The following is an 18,686-nucleotide window of genomic DNA, read 5'->3' on the forward strand; positions in this document are numbered from 1 at the left end:
AAAAGGCATTATCTCATTGGCGCTTCACATTCACCACCGTTGAGAAGAAAGTAGCCCCCTGTCCCATATCCGACAGCCGATCAGAGGTTAACACATTGGCACGCTGTCTGCGTCCTTTGCCTTCCCACCATAATCCCTGACTAATCACTGTACCGGGCAGCATTAGATCGGTGACTTTCGCTTTCAGCTCATACGTCCCCCGATCATTCCATACGGTAACCAGGTCCCCATCCGCGATGTCCCTTGTCTGAGCATCCTCCGGGTGAATTTGTAGCAAGGGCTCCCGCTCCAGTCGCTGATGCTTGGGCAAGTTAGCGAAAGTAGAATTCAGAAAATTATGGTTTGGCGGTGAAATAAACATTAATGGATACCGCTCGTCCGCTTGCGGTCGATGCTCTCCGTCGTACCCTTCAATCAGCGGCACATAAGAAGGCATCGCGGGCAGACCTGCTTGTTTCATTTTTTCCGAATACAACTCAATCTTGCCTGAAGGCGTGGTTAAACGATCCAAATAAGTAACCTTTGGCGTCATATCGAGCTTTACAAAAGGTGACTTCTTTAAGGCTTCCAAAGTTACACCGTTGAGATAAGGGTTCGTTGAATTATCAAGCGCGCCCACAATCATGTCCTCTTCACTTTCCGTAAAGGCAGCTTCGTCAAAGCCCATAGCCCGTCCGAGCAGGCTAAACAGCTCATAATTGCTTTTGCTTTCCCCGAGTGGAGCAATGACGGGTTCCTGCATCTGAACATAGTGATGCCAGTAGGATTTATATAGGTCTGTACCTTCAAAGGAAGACGCTGCAGGCAGCACAATATCGGCATAACGGGCCGTATCCGTAAGAAACAGGTCATGAACGACTGTGAACAAATCCTCTCGTCCAAATCCTTCAGTCACCCGTTCTGAATCGGGGGCTACAACTACGGGGTTACTGCAGTATACGAATAACGCCTTAATCGGCTGTTCCTTCTGTAGCAGCGCTTCTCCGATCCGGTTCATGTTGATCACCCGGGCATCCGGATTCTGTCGCAGATCAGGACGCGCCAGATTGGCGCCGTTAAACTTGCCATAAGCGCCATTAGAGCGTGACGCTCCCCCGCCGTGCTTCAGCCATTGTCCAGTGAGCGCAGGCAAGCATGTAACCGCACGTACGTTCATACCGCCATTATCATGATGCTGAAGCCCATTGCCGATATTGATATACGCTGCTCGCGCAGTTCCGTACATTTCCGCCAAACGGATGATATCCGCTTCCGGTACGCCGGTAATCCGCGAAACTCGCTCTGGTGTATATGTCTTAACATGCTCGCGCAGTTCCTCATGGCCTACCGTGTAGCGATGTAAAAATTCGTCGTCCGTCAGTCCCTGAGCGAACAGCACATTCATAACACCCAGTGCAAGCGCCGTATCCGTCCCCGGATATAACGGAATGAACCAATCCGCCCATTGCGCCGTCCGGTTGCGATGAACGTCAATAACGACCACCTTAGCACCTTTTTTACGTGCTTTCTCAGCCAAAACGACCTGATGCATGTTGGTGCTAATGACATTTCCACCCCACACAATAATGAGGTCTGCATCCTCCGTGTCCTCCGGGCTGGTGCCGCCCTTAAAACCCATAACGGACGCCCAGCCTTCATTCCCTGCCACGCTACATATCGTCTGATCCAGTTGGCTTGAACCCAGCGCATTAAAAAATCTGCGGTCCATTCCATCCACACTCAATACGCCCATATTGCCATAAAAGCTGTAGGGGAGAATAGATTCCGGTCCGTCCATACATATCAGCTCCTTGAACCGACCTGTAATGGTATCGACTGCCTCCTCCCAGCTAATACGTTCAAATTTCCCTTCTCCTTTGGGGCCTATACGTTTCAACGGATAGAGCACCCGATCAGGATCATATACCCGCTCCGTCATATTGCGAACTTTGTTACAAATAGCCCCTTTGGTAATAGGATGATCCGGGTTCCCAGTCACCTTGACTATCTTTCCACTTTCCTTGTGAAGCAGGAGCCCACACGTATCCGGGCAATCTAACGGGCATACAGCCGGGAAAATTCCGTCCTGCTGCTCCGTCATCCGCTGTCCCCTTTGTAAGTCTTGTTGAAGCGTGGCCTCAGGAGGCGCGCTATTGCGATGATCCATAGTGTTGATGCTCCTTTCCGTTACCGTTTCCAAAAATTACACTGATCTTATCATATCCACAGCTTTGGCCTATGGCAAGAGAAGGATTTTCCCACACAGCCGCTCTCCAAAATATTAAAAAAATCCGTCTGCTGCATAGAGCAAAACGGATTTTTTTAAGAATCATAATTTTTTTCGACATCCTGTTTCATTATATCTTACCGAGGGTAAAAGAGATCAAGGCATTATGGGACGAGAGCACACTCATCCTCCATGCCAAATCATGGACCACTCCCAAAAAAATCCGCCATGACAGGTTTCGTTCCCCCGGGCCTGTCATGGCGGATTTGCTTTGTTCATTGCTGTTTAAAGTACCGTAATTAAGCAGGATCACTCAACGGATTTGATGTGCAACCGAAGAAGTAGTTGGAGATTCATTCGCTGGAAGTGCGTTGGTTTGAGGCTTTTTCAAATAGGCCAACCAGTAGGCTCCAGCCACAAACAGGCTACCTCCTACCAAATTCCCCAGCCAGACCGGAATGAAGTTCATAACATAATCTGCCCATGAAAAGTGGCCTGCAAAAATAGCTGCCGGAATGAGAAACATATTGGCAACAACGTGCTGAAATCCAATAGCGACAAAGGCCATTGTTGGGAACCAAATCCCCATAATTTTGCCGCCAATGGAGTCTGTGCTATATGCCAGCCATACAGCCAGTGCTACGAGCCAGTTACATCCTATACCCGATATAAAAGACTGCAAAAAGCTTTCATGTAGCTTATGTCCTGCCATATCCACCACTTTGTCCAGGTAAGGGCCCGTTTCTGTCAAACCCAGTACATGCCCAAAGAAAAATGCAACGAATAACGCACCTGCAAAATTACTGAGCGTAATAATCGCCAAATTACGAAGCATGGCTCCTGTCTTAATCCGTCCTGCCCATCTCGCCAAAGGGACCGCCATCATATTGCCGGTCAGCAATTCTCCGCCGGCGATCAAAACTAATACCAGACCTACGGGGAACACCGCAGCTCCAATAAAGGTGGCAATGCTTCCCCATTCTTTAGGCGCACTTGCAATAACACGTATATCCAGCAAAAACCCAAGTGCAATAAATGCACCTGCCAAAAATCCCAGTACCACCGCCACAGTCCACGGGTTGTTCGCCTTGGCCACTCCTGTTTCCACCGTCTTTTCAGCAATTTGCCCCGGTTTATAGCTCGCCATATGTCCCCGCTCCTTTAATATCTTTTCACTAAAATATTCTTCTTTCATATTTTATTTAAAATCAGTGATTATGTTTGTGAAAAAAATCACTTTCTTAACTATAAAAAAACAGCCCTTAGAATAAGGACTGTCTTTCTGTATTATTACATCTACTGCGCTACTACGCGCTTTACATTTAATTGTATTCTTCCTTTTCAACTGCTCTCAAGAACCAAATAACTCCACCGAGGCCTACCACGGCCACGACTACAAGAAAAAGGATATAAAACAAACCCATAAGCTACTTCCCCCCTGATCCTTATGCTACTCTATATTGTACTATAAGGATTCATCCGTACGCCTCAGATTGTTGACAAACTTATGAACAATGTCACAGACAAATCTAATTATACAGTAACTGGGTTCCGCTCGGATATTGTAGGCAATGCTTGTAAACCTGCCGCGTTCAGGAAATTCCAAGGCTTGTTATAATGCGGCTGGAAGAAGAAATCGACAAAAGCCAACTGGTCAATGGTCATATGATTTTGAATGGCTACGGATAGCGTGTTAATGGATTGCGTCAAATCCACCTTCGACATAATTTGAGCCCCCAAAATTCTCCGCGTCTCCTGCTCATATACCACTTTCAGTAATACCTTTTCGGAGGTTGGCATAAATTCAGGCCGGTAGCTGTCTTCAATGGTTACAGCCTCTACAGTCATGCCTTCGTCCATTGCCGCGGCTTCCGTCATGCCTGTTCCTGCGATATTGTCTTCGTAGATTTTGATACCCGAAGTTCCTTGGGTTCCCATGTAGGCAATGGTTGGTTGTACCAGATTACGTGCTACCAGCGTACCCATACGAACTGCATTGGTTGCCAAAGGAATATAAGCCGTTTTGCCTGTCGGATTATAGCGGATTGCACAACTGTCACCTGCTGCAAACACGTCCGGGCAGCTACTTTGCATATAGTTATCCACAATGATCGCACCGTTAGGCAACATATCTACTTGACCTTTGAGCAGATCCGTTTGAGGTCTGAAACCGATGCAGAGAATAACAAGCTCTGTTTCATATTCTCCTTTAGAGGTCACGACTTTACTCACCTTACCGTTCGTACCCTCAAAACGACTCACCGTCTCGCCAAGTACCAGCTTAATGCCATGTTCCTTCAGGGAACTTTCAATCCGGTCTGTATACTCATGGTCCAAATACTTATTCAATATACGATCAGCACTGTCGATCAGTGTTACATTTTTACCGTTCATTTGGAAAGCTTCTACCAGTTCAACACCAATGTATCCAGCCCCGACGACTGTAATGTTCTGTACGTGCTGGGCTTTCTCAATGATATCATTGGAATGATTATAGTTTTTACAGAGCAAAATATGATCAAGTTCAATGCCCTCCAGCTTTGGAATAATAGGCCACGAACCCGTAGTCACAATTAATTTATCAAATGTGTCTGTAAATTCTTCACCTGTTTGGAGATTACGTGCATGCAGCGTCTTGCCTGCCGTATCCACACTCGTTACCTCATGAAGCATCTTGGTCACTACACCCAAGTCAGCCAGTTGATCTGGAGACGAATAAAACAGGCCGTGTGGATCTTTGACGACACCACCTACATACAGCGCAATACCACAAGATAAAAATGAAATATTATCATTACGCTCGTAAACGGTAATTTCTGCATCTGGATAACATTTAGCTGTGTTGACGATAGCTGCCGTGCCTGCGTGTGTACATCCGATAACTGCTACTTTCATGTTAAATTCCTCCTTGGTGTGTGGGCATAAAATGTATAATTATTGTGAATAGTTTCACGTAAACAGCTCGTTAGCGTTTGTGATTTATTTCACTTTATGCGCTTATTATAGTGTGATATTTTTCACATTACAATATATTTTCGTGATATTCACAATTTGTCCACATTTAAAAAAGAAAGGATATACAAAATCAACTGTTTGCTGAAATATTTTTTTGCTCCATTCAGTTTTCCCTGTAAGCCCTCTGATTATGCCCTTGGAGTCGACTTTCACATGATGCGACCACCCTTAAATAAATGCACATGTAGAGAACAAAAAAAGGTCCGTTTCCCGGAGACACGCAGGAAATCAGACCTTTTTAAACATATACTTTGGAGTTAAGGCAAAGCTACTATAGCAATTGCTCAATGGCTGCTTTCATCGCTTCTGGTGACTCCTTCGGTTCAAAACGACCCACAGGTACACCTTCACGATTCACAATGAATTTCGTGAAATTCCACTGAATTGTTCCATCTTCCTGTTCTCCAGGCTGTTGCTTTTTCAAATATTCAAACAGAGGCGCTGTATCCGGCCCGTTGACGTCCACTTTGGCGAATACCGGGAAACTAACCCCGTAATTCAGTTGGCAAAATTCAGCCGCTTCCTCGCTGCTGCCCGGCTCCTGACCGCCAAATTGGTTGCAAGGAAAGCCTAATACAACTAATCCCCGATCCTTATATTCGTCATAAAGCTTTTGCAAATCCCCATATTGCGGAGTAAGTCCACATTTACTGGCGGTATTCGCAATAACCAGCACCTTACCGGTGTAAGTATCCAGAGAAACCTCCTGATTCGCTGGTGTTACGGCATTATGTGAATAGACAGACATACAGCATCCTCCTTCGTGTCGCTTGGTTTAGGTTACATAACCTATTTTAACCAAAACGTGACGGACATGCCAACATCCGCAGATCCTTTACCGTGATGCCATCACTTCGAGTCTGCGTTCTTCGCGTTCGGAAGCGGACATTTTTGGGCAAGCATAACAATACCGCTGGCCTCCACCTGTCTTGTAATATTGGCAACAGGACGGTTTCATGTAGGTATTTTCACCGGGGCGGTAAGGATTGTCCAATTCAATGAGACGAACCGTAAACGGATTTCTTTTACGCCCGAATACCTCTCCCTTCAGCTCACGTGTCACATACATATAATCTTGTTCAAAGCGCTCCACATCCTGAGGATCAGTCAACGATGGCTGTACTCTATCCTTAAAATACAGCAATGTCAACGGAAACTGTCCCCACATTTGCCCAATAGATGCACTCCCCACTGCAGCTATTGCCTCCATTATGGGCCGCATCTGCAAACTGTAAAAGTCACGTAACACTTGCTGAGCCTGTTCGGAAGAAGGGTCATCCCCATTGTTCCGCGTATTGTCCAGCTCTGTGAGGTCGATGACCTGGAGGCTAATAGAGGGATATTGACCTTCATAACAAATATGAAATCTGAGATTAGATACGGACAGATCCAAACGGCGTTCACACAGTGACACCATAAAATGCTGTGCAAACACGAGACCACGCAACTGGTTCACAAAATAAACGGCTGCGGTTAAATCGTCTTCAGCACGCAGAAGATCGCCGTAATACTCCATCACAGAACGGATCTTCTCTGGTTCAAGCCATTCGGCCACTGGCCCGGAATATACTGCATCCTCCGGCGTGACTCTCACTATTTTCGCTAGTTGCTCAAGCTGATCGTAATCCAGTGGTTTCATGGTATGTCCTCTTTAACCTCTTGCCGCTACTTGTGCTCTAGCATCACGTCGCTCAGCAACAGAACCTACGAGTTTCTTATCTTCCACATTCATTTCCTTTACTGCTTGGCTTACCGCTGGCTGTCCAGCCAAAGCATATGGAAGACAGAGCGGTACACCCGTACGAGGATCTGTTACAATATCCGCCTCAATCCCGAACACCTCGCGCAGCACATCAGGAGACATAACCTCAATTGGAGTTCCTACCGCCTCGGCCTTCCCTTTTTTGATCGCAATCATATGCTGAGCATACCGGGCCGCATGGTTCAAATCATGTACGACCATAACAATGGTGCGCTCCGCCGAAGTATTCAGATACTCTAGCAAATGCAGCACTTCCAGTTGATGCGCCATATCTAAAAATGTCGTCGGCTCATCCAGAAACAAAATATCCGTATCCTGCGCAAGCGCCATAGCAATCCAAGCACGCTGACGCTGACCGCCAGAAAGCTGATCAATCGGACGATCGTGGAACTCGCTCATTCCCGTTACTTGAATGGCCCACTCCACCATTTTGCGATCTTCCGCTTTCATAGAACCAAAACCTTTTTGATAGGGAAAACGTCCGTAAGATACCAGTTCCGTCACGGTTAATCCTTCCGGTGCAGTCGGATTTTGTGGCAAAATAGCCAGCTGCTTAGCTACTTCCCGGGTGGATTGCTTATGAATGGATTTACCGTCAAGCAGAACACTGCCGCCCTTAGGATTCATGATGCGAGCCATCGTCTTCAGAATGGTGGACTTGCCAGAACCATTTGCGCCCACCAAGGCTGTGATTTTCCCTTGCGGTATTTCTACGTTCAGATCTTCTACAATCAATCGATCTTCATAAGCAATATCCAGATTTGCCGTTTTCAGACGAAACATTTGGAATCATCCCTTTCCCTTATCCAATATATATAGTCACGGGCTTAACGCACGACTTTCATCAAAACTTCATTCTATCTTTATATAATAAAGATATTGATAATCATTATCAAGTGTTAACTGGTTTATTTCCTATATCATACAGTGCATATCATCCAATATTCCCTCAAAAAATTCAAAAAAAGATCACAGCTCCTCGAAGCTGTGATCTTTTAAATCCGGCGAATCGCATTATGACTGTACAGAAGACAGTCCAAATGCTTCAGCCATGAGACGTATAGATTTTATTTTGGCATCAAAGTCGTGAATAATGCTCGCAACCATGATCTCCTGTGCATTATAGTCCTTACTTAACTGCTCAATCTGACGCTTCACCTGTTCGGGCGAACCGACCACCATACGTTTGCGATTCTCACGAATCCGCATCCGGTCAAACGGCGTATACGGATACGACAGTGCCTTTTCGACGGAAGGTGTTCCAGCGGAGCGCATTCCCTGCTCTAATAGAACAAGAGACAAGTCCATACTGGAAGCCAACCGATTCGCCTCCTCTTCGGTATCCGCACAGATCGCAAATACGGCAACAAGCGAACGTGGTTGGTCACTATGCTGGGAAGGCTGGAAGCTTTCCTGGTATTCCTTCATAGCCCCTGTGCCGCCTTCACCATTAATGAACTGCGCAAACGCAAAGCCCACGCCACGCTCGGCTGCCAGACCTGCGCTATCACCACTGGAGCCGAGCAACCACATTTCCGGTACAGTTTCTATAAGCGGCATCGCCTGTAGCGAACCGAAACGGTGATTATTGCCCGTGCTGTCATGTAAATAAGCTAACAGGTCATCCAACTGCTCAGGGTATAGATCTACACCACCTCGCATTTTGCCTTCTTGCAGGGCTCTGGTAGCAATGGGCATTCCTCCGGGCGCTCGTCCCAGACCTAAATCAATGCGTCCCGGATACAATCCCTCCAGCACACGGAAGTTTTCCGCTACTTTATAAGCGCTGTAATGGGGCAGCATCACACCACCCGACCCCACTCGAATGGTTGAGGTACGTGCGGCCAGATGTGAAATCAGTACCTCCGGACTGGAGCCTGCGAGATTTGCGGCAGAATGATGCTCTGATACCCAAAAGCGATGATAACCCAAGCGTTCCGCCTCTATAGCAAGCTCAGCGGTCTTTTGTAATGCCTGCGCATGCGTCATGCCTTCCGATACCGGAGATTGGTCAAGAATGCTGAGTTTTATCATAAAAGTCTGACCTTTCTATTTTGGATTAAGAATAGACATTAATTATAGCACGCAAAGCCACAGTTACCCAAGAGGGGTCAATATCGATTTTATAGTGGAAAAGTTTATTTTTCGTAAAGACTTGTGTTCACTTTATCCGCCTCATAGAGATGCGAACGCTTTTTAAAGAAACTGTACAGATGTGTAACGATTACTTTCAAGACAGCGTAACCTGGAACCGCCAGTACGATTCCCACCACACCAAACAAATTGCCTGCGGTCAGAATAACGAAGATAATCGTGATCGGATGTACTCGAAGAGATTTGCCCATAATTTGTGGAGAAATAAATTTACCCTCAATGAGCTGTACGACTGTCCACACGATAACCATCTTGAGCAGCATAACCGGTGAGGTGACTAAGGCTACAATTAACGCAGGTGTAATGGCAATGACGGGACCTAAGTAGGGGACAACGCTCGTAAAGGATGCAATGACTGCAAGCGTCAGAGAGTAGTCTAATCCAATGATTAGGTAACCAATATACAACAGCGCCCCAATACAGAAGCTGACAATAATCTGCCCACGAATATAGGAACTGACTTGATGATTCATCTCGGTCATAATGCGATCTGTTTCTTTACGAAACATAGGCGGGAGCATTTTCAGGATAAACTGTGGCAGCTTGTGTCCATCTTTTAGCAAGTAGAACAGAATAAATGGAACCGTGGCAATTGCAAGTACTGTTTCTGTAACCACGCCCAAAAAGCTGCCCACACCCGTCCATGCATTATTAATAAAGCTAGATAACTTTTCAGAAGCTTTGGAGGCCAGCTCAGATGGATTAATTTGAATGGTGTTCTGGAACTGGTTTACAAAATCGCTGCCGATCAGTTTCTCGAATTGTCGTTGTACTTGCTCGCTATAGTCAGGGAAATTCTGGATAAGCCCCTGTATTTGATCACGGATTACAGGTACCACCGATGTAACTACAATCGCAATAACCCCTATAATAAGCAAAAACAGTACAACAATGGAGTATACTCGTTTCACCTTGTTACGCTCCAATACATCAACCAACGGGTTGAACAGATAGTACAACACGCCGGATAAAATGACAGGGAGAATTATCGTTTTTAACAGCACCATGACAGGTGTGAATATGTATGAAATTTTGGTAAGCACCAAGATATTCAAGCCGATCAGCAGCAGTACCAGCAGGAATAACACAAACTTGTTGTTCAGAAAAAACTTCTTGAATCGGTCTTTCCATGCCGGAGTTATTTCCACACCACATTCCCCTTCTCTTTATACAAATGAGTAGACGTTCTTCATAGATACGATATATTTTTGGAACAAAATATACAAGGTTATACCCAAATAAACACAAAAGCAAACAAAGTTGTACGTCATCGTACGAACTTCGCTTGCTTTCGAGGGTTATGGAGTATCATTTATCGTGGTTGCAGCATCCACCGTCGTGGTCACAGGTTTGTTCTCCTGTTCAAAAAGATTCTGTATGAAGCGCTTGAGCTTTCTTTCGTCTACACCCAACACCTGCGCACCCTTAATGGTTTCCCCGCGCACCAATTCATTCGGCGGGATTTGCTGCTTCGCTACTGTTGTTGCATCGATATTAAAGCCCAATGAAGCCAATTGCAGCATTTCCGTAGTGCTGAGATTCGTTTCAATATAAGGAGAAATGCTATTTAGAATACTCGGCAGTTTAATTAGAGATGAGGTTGACTGAATTTTACCGCCAAGCTCGGTAATAAATTTGCGTTGCCGCTCCGTACGCGTAAAATCGGAAGTTGCATCATGACGGAAGCGTACATATTGCAAGGCTGTTTTACCGTCCATGTGCTGCATTCCCTTTTTCAAATCAATATCAAACTGGTGTTTATCTGCCTTGGAGGTATAGTGCATATCTTTTTCGACATCCAGGTCCATACCACCCACAGAATCAACCAGCGCAATAAAGCCATTAAAATCAGTATATACATAATATTGAATCGGTATGCCCAGCAGGTCGCTCACGGTCTGTCTGGTCAAATCCGGTCCACCGTAGGAAAAAGCAGCATTCAATCGACTTTGCCCATGACCTGGGATATTGACGTACGTATCACGAAGAATCGACATAAGTGTAGCCTTTTTCGTAACCGGATCAATAGAAGCAACCATAACGGAGTCAGAACGCCCTGAATCCTCTCCACGGGAGTCGCCGCCTAGCAGCAGAATATTCACTCTTTCTGTCCCATCCCATTCCGGTGGGAGCGATACCTCTACAGGTTGTACATTGGTTTGAGTTTGTGCCTGCGGTTTGAATTTCGAATCCTGTCCGGAAGCAACCGAAATTTGATTCGTAAAATGATAAATAGAATACGTATAATAACCGCCCACTAAAAGAACCGCTGCAGTCACAGAAATGCCTAACCATTTTAAAAATTTTCGCATATTTTCGGGTAACCTCGCTTTTATTCATCATCGTTCGGCTTTTAAAAGCATACCCTTCCTGCAAGTTATCTGTCAATTTGTGTCGTCTGTTCTAGTGGTCGTCCGCATACCATGGATTCAAATGGACAAGCACCTCATAAACCCGCGGTTCCCGCTTCATAACAGCCCCCTTAATCAGTCGGATAATATCGTGTCCCTGCTGAATCGTCAAAGAGGCATCCACTGAAGCGCGGATATCCACGATGATATAATGGCCGTGCTCACGGGCACGGATACGGTCAATACGTTGAACCTCAGCTACACTCAGCGCAGCTGCGGCGTAGCTTTCAATTTCCTCCGTTGCAATCGCTTTTTCCATAAGCACATCTATGGATTCACGGCCCATTTCCCACGCCAATTTCAGAACTAGCAATGCCACTACGAATCCCGCAATAGGGTCGCCGTAAGATAAGATTGAAATGCTCCAGTGCTCCCCAATTAGCCCTAAGCCGATACCCAGTACAGCAGCCCCAGAGGCGTACACATCAGCGAGATGATCTTTTGCCGTTGCAATAAGACCCTGACTATTGGCCGCTCTCCCGATACGAATCGTGTAAATATACAGCCACTGTTTCCAGAGCAAGGAAATAATGGCGGCCACCAAAGCCAGTATATGCTCCTGTGGCATCGGTTCGAACAGTGCTGCAATGGAATGATAGCCGATAAATATGCCCGCTCCAAACAATATGACCGCCACCACGCTTGCACCGATCACTTCTGCTTTGCCGTGACCATAAGGATGATCCTCATCCGGCGGCTGGCTGGATATGCGCATCGCTCCCAGTGCCGTCGCAGAGGCAATCACATCTCCGGCATTATGCACACCATCGGCTACCAGCACCTTACTGTTGAACATAAGTCCTGTAATAATCTTAATGCCGGTTAATAGGATGTTGCTAATCAGGCTGATCCATGCTGAGACCATGGCGCGCTTGCCCATATCCTGTTCCTGCATGATGTATAACCCCTCCAAATTTATCTTTTGAAAAATGTAACCTAAACGCTAATCGTATATTTCAAGGTAGCTCCGCTACTCATGTCATCTTATGGTGCCGCTCCTTCAGCGGTATGGATGAAGATTACAATAGCCCCGGAAGATGAGCCTCCCCGGGGCTATTATGATAACCATAGTGGAGCATTCTATGAGAATACTCCTGTTTTAACTATCTGGACCGTCCGCGACGGCCTCCTTGTCCTTGACCACCACGCGGGCCGCCTTTGGCTTGTCCACCGCGGCCACCTTGGCCTCCGCGTGCAGAACCGCCGCTGCTGCGGTCATATCCACTGCGCTCGCTGCTTTGTCCTGCCGAGCGGCCCTGACCTCCGCGTGCGGAACCGCCGCTACTGCGGTCATATCCGCTGCGCTCGCTGCTTTGTCCTGCCGAGCGGCCCTGACCTCCGCGTGCGGAACCGCCGCTACTGCGGTCATACCCGCCACGCTCGCTGCTTTGTCCTGCCGAGCGGCCCTGACCTCCGCGTGCGGAACCGCCACTACTGCGGTCATACCCGCCACGCTCGCTACTGCCGCGGCTAGAGCGACGTTCGCCGCCTGTGGCATCACGACGGCCCGCCTGTTCGCGGCCGCTGCCCCGGCGCCCACCGCCGGAGTCGTTGCCGCCGTAGGAACGGCGGTCGTTTCTGCCCGAGCGGCGTTCTCGACCCTGCCGATCAGCCGTATCGGAAGCAGGTCTACGCTGTCCGCCGCCCTCACTGCTGGTGAATGTGACACCAGCAACTCTTTGGATGTTCCGAAGCTCTGGAACATCCCTTGGCGTCGCGAGCGTCACCGCCACGCCTTTGCCTCCGGCTCGGCCGGTACGCCCGATGCGGTGGATGTAGCTTTCGGCATCCTGCGGCATGTCATAGTTAAAGACATGCGTGACGCCTTCTACATCCAAGCCGCGTGCAGCTACATCAGTCGCTACGAGCAATTGGAGTTTCGCTTCCCGGAATGCCTTCATCACTTGCTCCCGCTTGTTCTGGGACAAATCTCCGTGAAGCTCACCGCTCTCGAAGCCCATCTCTTGCAGCTCTTCGTTCAGTTTGGCAGCCCGTCGCTTCGTACGGCAGAAAATAACAGCCAAGTACGGACGATCTGTATTCAGCATATCCACCAATGCCTGTTGCTTACCACGGTCTGTTGTTTGCACAACGACCTGACGGATTTGGCTCACCGGAACGGAAGAAGCGGATTTCACTTTGACATCTACGGGTTCGTTCATATATACACGAGCCAGCTTGCGAATACCGGCTGGCATCGTAGCGGAAAACAGCATCGTTTGTCTCCGGTAAGGAACCTCCTGAAGAATCGTCTCCACATCGTTCAAAAAGCCCATGTGTAACATTTGGTCGGCTTCGTCCAGGACTAGCATTTTAATGCCACCCAGATCCAGCGTGCCACGTCTCAGGTGATCCAGCAGTCGCCCAGGTGTACCAATAATCAGTTGTGCGCCGCCTTTCAGTTTACGAAGCTGACGCTCTACGTCCTGTCCTCCATATACAGCCAGTAATGACAGGTTCGGCTCCGTAGCAGCCAAGCATTTTGCTTCCTCCGTAATCTGGAGCGCCAGTTCACGCGTAGGTGCAATCACGAGCGCCTGTGGGTGTCGCTTATCCAAATTCAGCTTTTGTAGAATCGGCAGTAAAAACGCAAGCGTCTTCCCGGTTCCCGTATGTGCCTCGGCGATAACATCCTGACCTTCCATCAACAGTGGAATCGACTCCTGCTGTACAGGAGTTGGGGATGAAATTCCCTGTTCTTTCAAGGCTTCTACCCAATGCTGCTCTACGCCTAATGCTGCAAAATTCTTCAAGTGGTATTCACTTCCCTTATCTGTATTCAATATGTGTCACGTAAAATAGGTTCATGTGCCATATGACATCTATCGTTCCATAGTTCAGAATTCCCATTTTTGTATCGGTTCTCATTCTACCCTTTTCAGGAAGGGAGCTTATCCGTTATCGTTGAATCTGTTCATGTAACCAACATACGGCCGCAATGCGGCTCAGGCCCGTTCCATCTATGACTTTCCTAGTATACGCGAAGTTGAACTGGTTTCCAAACGATTTTAATGAACAGTACCACAGTCAATGTAAAAGGTGAATTCGATCTTCATGTCATATATTATGGTATAAGAATTGGTAATTCCGTCATATACCAAAGGGACAACGCCGGAAGTGTACATTCTTTTGTCCAATGACGCTATGGGTCAATCTCCCAACAATTGCGGGATGCTTGTTTCGATCCGTCAGGACGTTTATGGGCGTATTGACCGAACAAGCGTGGAAGACGTTATGCTGCAGCTCAGCCAGTTAATAAAGGCAAACAAACTGTTACATAGCTCGCGCAACTTTTATGCTGGCAGTAAAGCACACGCCATTATGGATATTCTTCCATTTATGCTCGAAAAGGATACCCCGGATATGAAGTATGTTTTTCAATCGTGGACTCCGTTCCCTTTACCACACACTTAAACTATCCGTCATACTATTAACCCTAAGGAGGCTGCAATTTATGCAAATTCAAGTTCACAACGTTGAAAAAAAAGAAAACGAATATCTCATTCATTATCAAGCCGGGGGAGCTCTGCCGTTCGTTCCGCATGATATTGTTCTGATCCATGGCAAACAGTATTTTATAGGCACGATTTTGAAAGTAGAGCCGGAACAGGCCCTTATCCGTATTAATCCGGAATATGAAGACCAACTGGCAGGGTCCATCGGACTGGAACTGGCTTTTTCTCCAACTGTTTCTATTCAAGGTGCAGACAGCATTGTCGAAAAGCTTGGCTATTTCCCTCCCTTTCATTATGACCGAATTACGGCTGCTAATATGACGAAAGACCAGATTACGCTGACGATTGAGCTATCCTACGCTAGCGTGCTTGTCCCTAAATCACCGGATCTGGAACCTTCGGCTGAGGCACCTGTAATCCCTGAAGCTCCAGCAAAAGACGTCCCACGCTATGCAGTGACTTTTACATTTCTGGAAACCAAAGAGCACGTATTAACTCCTGTAGAAACTGAAAACATCATCTTGCAACTTGATTTCCGCTATGAAGAAGCAGACATGGTCGTTGATATTGATGCCTTGTCGGGACTGTCAGGTAGCTTTCTATGCAGAGGTATCCGCGCAGAGATTAAGGAACTGAATGAATAAACAGGAGGCTCGCGAGCTGTTACGTTGTCATTCATTTATTCACGATGATCTGGATCATCCCAAAATGCAAAACGGATTTCTAGGGATGCTCCGTCCCTTCCAGGGAGAACTGATTGAGGATAATTTCCATGAGCTGATGACTATCATTGAAGTTCTGGCAGATGAGTTGGAGAAACCATCCGTAGAACGGGAGCTGATTGCCGCTCTGTGGGGGATTTGCCAATATACACGGGCATGGGCATTGTATCCTGATAGTATGCTGCAGCGAAACAATCTGCTGACCGTAGAGCAGATCAACACCCTCGACGATTGGATTGATACGATCTCCTATGCGGTTATGGTACTGCTGGAGGGTGGCGGACCAGAAGAAGCTTTATCGAGCTACAGACATGAGAGTTAATCCGCAGTGATACATATATCTTAGTCAAGGGGGCCGCTTTTGCATTGCTTCGCGCACATAAAAGCATGCCTTTCGCACAACATGCTCTGAAGCAATTATTGCAGCATGAGGAACTCGGCGCATCTAGCAAACGAGAGCTGTCCACATAATCGACAACCAAAGGAGAATCACTCTACTTATGCGTGTAAGAATATTTATATTCATATTGATTATCGGAATTATATGTGTGCCTGCCTATTTCATTATGAGCAGCTTTGGATTATTTCAAAATGAAAAGGTGCTTGTACATTACAAGCTTGCCATTGAGGTAAAGGATAAAAAGTATGATGCCTGGCCTTTAATCAGCAGCTATACCGCTATAGATAAAAAAGGGGACAATCGTCAGCTCTACTATCAGGCGAAGGGCTCGGGCATAGAGTATCTGTTTCAACTAGCCTACGGACACTATGAACTCCGACCCTCCAAGGAAAATCCTTTCCTCGACGGGGGAGTCCACTACACCATGGACCATCCTGAGTATGTGCGTGAGGAAAAGCAGTATGAGAATGCTAACGACTACACGGAATTAACCCATTATTACAATCGGCAGGAACAGATTATTTATACCTATAATCCCGAAGCCAAGCTCGATAAAACATACGTCCATTCCATCATCACCGCTGGGATGACTCGTACAACCGGTAGATCAAGCCGTGCGGTAAAGGATGACTATATCAATATCAGTAAGCTGTTTAAGGACAAGCTGGGAGTGAATGTGAAGGTAGATGTGGATGAGAACAATAAAATCGTCACCTTATCTATGACATGATCTCACAAATGATACACCGCTAGCGATTAATAATGAATTTCTGGATGAAATCAATCATGTCGAGAACGCTTTGTTGATTGGTGCAGATGCGGGCGACAATTTTTACGTTCTGATATGTAATGAATACACCCCGTATGTGTACTACTGGGACCGCACACATCTTCATGCTTATGATGACAAACTGAACTATGATATTGCAGAGCAGGACCAATGTGGACATTTGTATCTGGTGGCAACAGACTTTACAACGTTTTTTAACCAGGTAATTGAACGACTCAACGAGCAGAAAGGGAGGCCTACTGATGACAGAAATACATAATCCTAAATGGGGACCGGCTTATTTGGAAGGTTGGGTTGTACCCGAAAACCCGGAGGCATGGGTTGAGCAGGAGTGGACAGGTAAGCTCCGTTCACAGGCCGGACATACGAAATTCCACATTTTTTATTATGGAGAACTTATGGACGAGCTAATCGCTGTAACTGAATTTGCACCCCAGCTCATTATTGCAGAAGATGCAGTCACAGGTGAACAGATCGTGATTTTTGATGGAACCCGCCATGGTTACGATGCTCTGCTATGCGAAGTTTATACCAAGGAACAACAGAACAATCGCACTCCCCTGCTGCCCTATCTGGACGAAGATGGTGAAGATACTTTCGAGGTAAGCTTGACCGCTTTTTATAATGTGGATTGGGATGACGAGTTTGCAGACGATGTGGATGAGAATGGACAGTTAGAGCTGATCAGCGGCGAACGATGCAATTTTGAAGATGTGAAGCGGAACGGCTATGATGCGATCAGCATTACGATTACCAGCGCTAAAGGTCTAAAAACAGAGATCATTCAGGAAGAGCTGGCCTGACGATGGTGTTCAAAAGAATCAAGCATCGGGAAGGCGATATTTTTGTTATTCCCACGCATGATGGCCGATTTGCGGTATGTCAGGTGATTTGCGCACTGTATGGTAGATTCAAAAAAGCGTTGTTAAAAAGGCTCGAATGTATAAGGGAATGGTGTACGATCTGTGCCCAATACAGACTTTACGCGCTCTTCATCCACCAACGCTTCGACGAGGCTATACAAATCCGAGGCTGCATACCGAAAATTGCCCCATGTGCGTAGATTCAAAGCATAGATTGGGAATTCTCCCCGTTCATCAGGCGATTGAATATCCCAAATCAGCAGGTCATTCCCTTCACTGGAAGCGAAGGGAACCACATGCTCCAAAAGTTCTGGAAAGCCATCTGGCTCCAGCGCCGCTTCTTGTAAAACCTCTTCCGATTCGAGTAAATCATCAAACCAGGCCCGCCAGTCATGATAACGATGAAGCCATGAATCCGGGTGATCGCCAAGAGGAATATGAATGTTCCATAAGCCGCATAGTCGCCCGTAACCAAGAGTTTTGACATAATCTATATAAGAAGGCGGAAAACCCATACCATTTTCAAAACGATGTTCTATTAGAAAAGTCTCGTCATAATAAGCCTGAAACTGAGGACGTTGCAGCCCTGTAAAAATGCTCATGTTCGCCCTCTCCTTTTGCACGTCCTATTCACCTTTTCACCCTTCGGTGCATTGAAAAGGCCATTTTCAAGTGTTAAAATGGGAATAAGATGTATATTCTAAAAAAAGAGTGAAGATGCGTCAACATCCTCACTCTTTGGCAACAGCCGCTTTTAAGGGCGGTAGCCGTGTCAAAGGATGATCATTGAAATAGACCGCTTGCCTTTGTCGAGGGCGGTCTATTTCTTTTTATGGAAGGAAAGAATCAGGACCGTCACCTCCTTTACAGGAGACTAGCCGACCGCCCATCTAAGCCATTCTGTTGTT

At 46.7% G+C, this 18,686-nt stretch carries 18 protein-coding genes and 1 pseudogene; 7 read left to right on the forward strand and 12 right to left on the reverse strand.

Translation table 11 applies throughout. The features are described 5' to 3' along the window. Nucleotides 1–13 precede the first annotated feature (13 nt). The 11 genes from G9G54_RS10250 to G9G54_RS10300 all read right to left on the reverse strand — a co-directional run bounded on the left by G9G54_RS10250 (nucleotide 14) and on the right by G9G54_RS10300 (nucleotide 14,301). On the reverse strand, nucleotides 14–2,146 hold the full coding sequence (locus tag G9G54_RS10250; RefSeq protein WP_165177791.1) for a molybdopterin-containing oxidoreductase family protein: 2,133 nt from the start codon (nucleotides 2,144–2,146) through the stop codon (nucleotides 14–16). Between the two features lie 373 nt (nucleotides 2,147–2,519). Beyond that, the gene (locus G9G54_RS10255; RefSeq protein WP_165177793.1) at nucleotides 2,520–3,353 is read right to left on the reverse strand and encodes a formate/nitrite transporter family protein; all 834 of its coding nucleotides are present in this window, start codon (nucleotides 3,351–3,353) and stop codon (nucleotides 2,520–2,522) included. A 386-nt stretch (nucleotides 3,354–3,739) separates the two neighbouring features. Continuing rightward, nucleotides 3,740–5,101 (reverse strand): FAD-dependent oxidoreductase, encoded by a 1,362-nt coding sequence (locus G9G54_RS10260; protein ID WP_165177795.1) that lies wholly within the window; start codon nucleotides 5,099–5,101, stop codon nucleotides 3,740–3,742. Nucleotides 5,102–5,492: 391 nt separating this feature from the next. After that, complete coding sequence (locus tag G9G54_RS10265; protein WP_039271605.1) at nucleotides 5,493–5,969, reverse strand: glutathione peroxidase; 477 nt, start codon at nucleotides 5,967–5,969, stop codon at nucleotides 5,493–5,495. 87 nt (nucleotides 5,970–6,056) lie between these two features. Beyond that, nucleotides 6,057–6,860: a hypothetical protein gene (locus G9G54_RS10270; RefSeq protein ID WP_165177797.1), complete on the reverse strand. Its 804-nt coding sequence runs from the start codon at nucleotides 6,858–6,860 to the stop codon at nucleotides 6,057–6,059. Between the two features lie 12 nt (nucleotides 6,861–6,872). Beyond that, nucleotides 6,873–7,766, reverse strand: a complete 894-nt coding sequence (locus G9G54_RS10275; RefSeq protein WP_165177799.1) for an ABC transporter ATP-binding protein — start codon at nucleotides 7,764–7,766, stop codon at nucleotides 6,873–6,875. Between the two features lie 231 nt (nucleotides 7,767–7,997). Next, complete coding sequence (locus G9G54_RS10280; protein WP_165177801.1) at nucleotides 7,998–9,017, reverse strand: LLM class flavin-dependent oxidoreductase; 1,020 nt, start codon at nucleotides 9,015–9,017, stop codon at nucleotides 7,998–8,000. 104 nt (nucleotides 9,018–9,121) lie between these two features. Beyond that, entirely contained in the window at nucleotides 9,122–10,285 is a 1,164-nt protein-coding gene (locus tag G9G54_RS10285; RefSeq protein ID WP_165177803.1) for an AI-2E family transporter, read from the reverse strand. Nucleotides 10,286–10,435: 150 nt separating this feature from the next. Beyond that, nucleotides 10,436–11,449, reverse strand: a complete 1,014-nt coding sequence (locus G9G54_RS10290) for an LCP family protein (protein ID WP_165177805.1) — start codon at nucleotides 11,447–11,449, stop codon at nucleotides 10,436–10,438. 91 nt (nucleotides 11,450–11,540) lie between these two features. Then, complete coding sequence (locus G9G54_RS10295) at nucleotides 11,541–12,443, reverse strand: cation diffusion facilitator family transporter (RefSeq protein ID WP_013312377.1); 903 nt, start codon at nucleotides 12,441–12,443, stop codon at nucleotides 11,541–11,543. A 208-nt stretch (nucleotides 12,444–12,651) separates the two neighbouring features. Beyond that, complete coding sequence (locus G9G54_RS10300) at nucleotides 12,652–14,301, reverse strand: DEAD/DEAH box helicase (protein ID WP_165177807.1); 1,650 nt, start codon at nucleotides 14,299–14,301, stop codon at nucleotides 12,652–12,654. 325 nt (nucleotides 14,302–14,626) lie between these two features. Between G9G54_RS10300 and G9G54_RS10305 the strand changes: the two genes are divergently transcribed. The 7 genes and pseudogenes from G9G54_RS10305 to G9G54_RS25600 all read left to right on the forward strand — a co-directional run. Then, complete coding sequence (locus tag G9G54_RS10305; RefSeq protein WP_238807894.1) at nucleotides 14,627–14,962, forward strand: hypothetical protein; 336 nt, start codon at nucleotides 14,627–14,629, stop codon at nucleotides 14,960–14,962. A gap of 40 nt (nucleotides 14,963–15,002) precedes the next feature. Continuing rightward, a complete protein-coding gene (locus G9G54_RS10310) occupies nucleotides 15,003–15,647 on the forward strand; it encodes an immunity 50 family protein (protein WP_165177809.1) in 645 nt (214 codons plus the stop codon). Further along, nucleotides 15,640–16,047, forward strand: coding sequence for a hypothetical protein (locus G9G54_RS10315; protein WP_165177549.1), 408 nt, complete (start codon nucleotides 15,640–15,642; stop codon nucleotides 16,045–16,047). Before G9G54_RS10310 ends, G9G54_RS10315 begins: the two co-directional genes overlap by 8 nt. A 178-nt stretch (nucleotides 16,048–16,225) precedes the next feature. Further along, nucleotides 16,226–16,855 carry a hypothetical protein gene (locus tag G9G54_RS10325; protein WP_165177811.1) on the forward strand — a complete coding sequence of 210 codons (630 nt, stop codon included), beginning with the start codon at nucleotides 16,226–16,228 and terminating at the stop codon, nucleotides 16,853–16,855. Nucleotides 16,856–16,928: 73 nt separating this feature from the next. Continuing rightward, the gene (locus tag G9G54_RS10330; RefSeq protein WP_165177813.1) at nucleotides 16,929–17,174 is read left to right on the forward strand and encodes a hypothetical protein; all 246 of its coding nucleotides are present in this window, start codon (nucleotides 16,929–16,931) and stop codon (nucleotides 17,172–17,174) included. Then, on the forward strand, nucleotides 17,158–17,718 hold the full coding sequence (locus G9G54_RS10335) for a hypothetical protein (protein WP_165177815.1): 561 nt from the start codon (nucleotides 17,158–17,160) through the stop codon (nucleotides 17,716–17,718). The genes G9G54_RS10330 and G9G54_RS10335 overlap by 17 nt, the downstream gene beginning before the upstream one ends. A gap of 2 nt (nucleotides 17,719–17,720) precedes the next feature. Next, nucleotides 17,721–17,837: pseudogene (locus G9G54_RS25600) on the forward strand (Imm26 family immunity protein); the annotation flags it as partial. A gap of 3 nt (nucleotides 17,838–17,840) precedes the next feature. Here the strand turns inward: G9G54_RS25600 and G9G54_RS10340 are convergent. Beyond that, nucleotides 17,841–18,380: a hypothetical protein gene (locus G9G54_RS10340; protein WP_165177817.1), complete on the reverse strand. Its 540-nt coding sequence runs from the start codon at nucleotides 18,378–18,380 to the stop codon at nucleotides 17,841–17,843. Between the last annotated feature and the right edge of the window lie 306 nt (nucleotides 18,381–18,686).

This window comes from Paenibacillus sp. EKM212P (genome assembly GCF_011066115.1).
GTDB classification, from domain to species: Bacteria; Bacillota; Bacilli; order Paenibacillales; family Paenibacillaceae; genus Paenibacillus; species Paenibacillus polymyxa_B.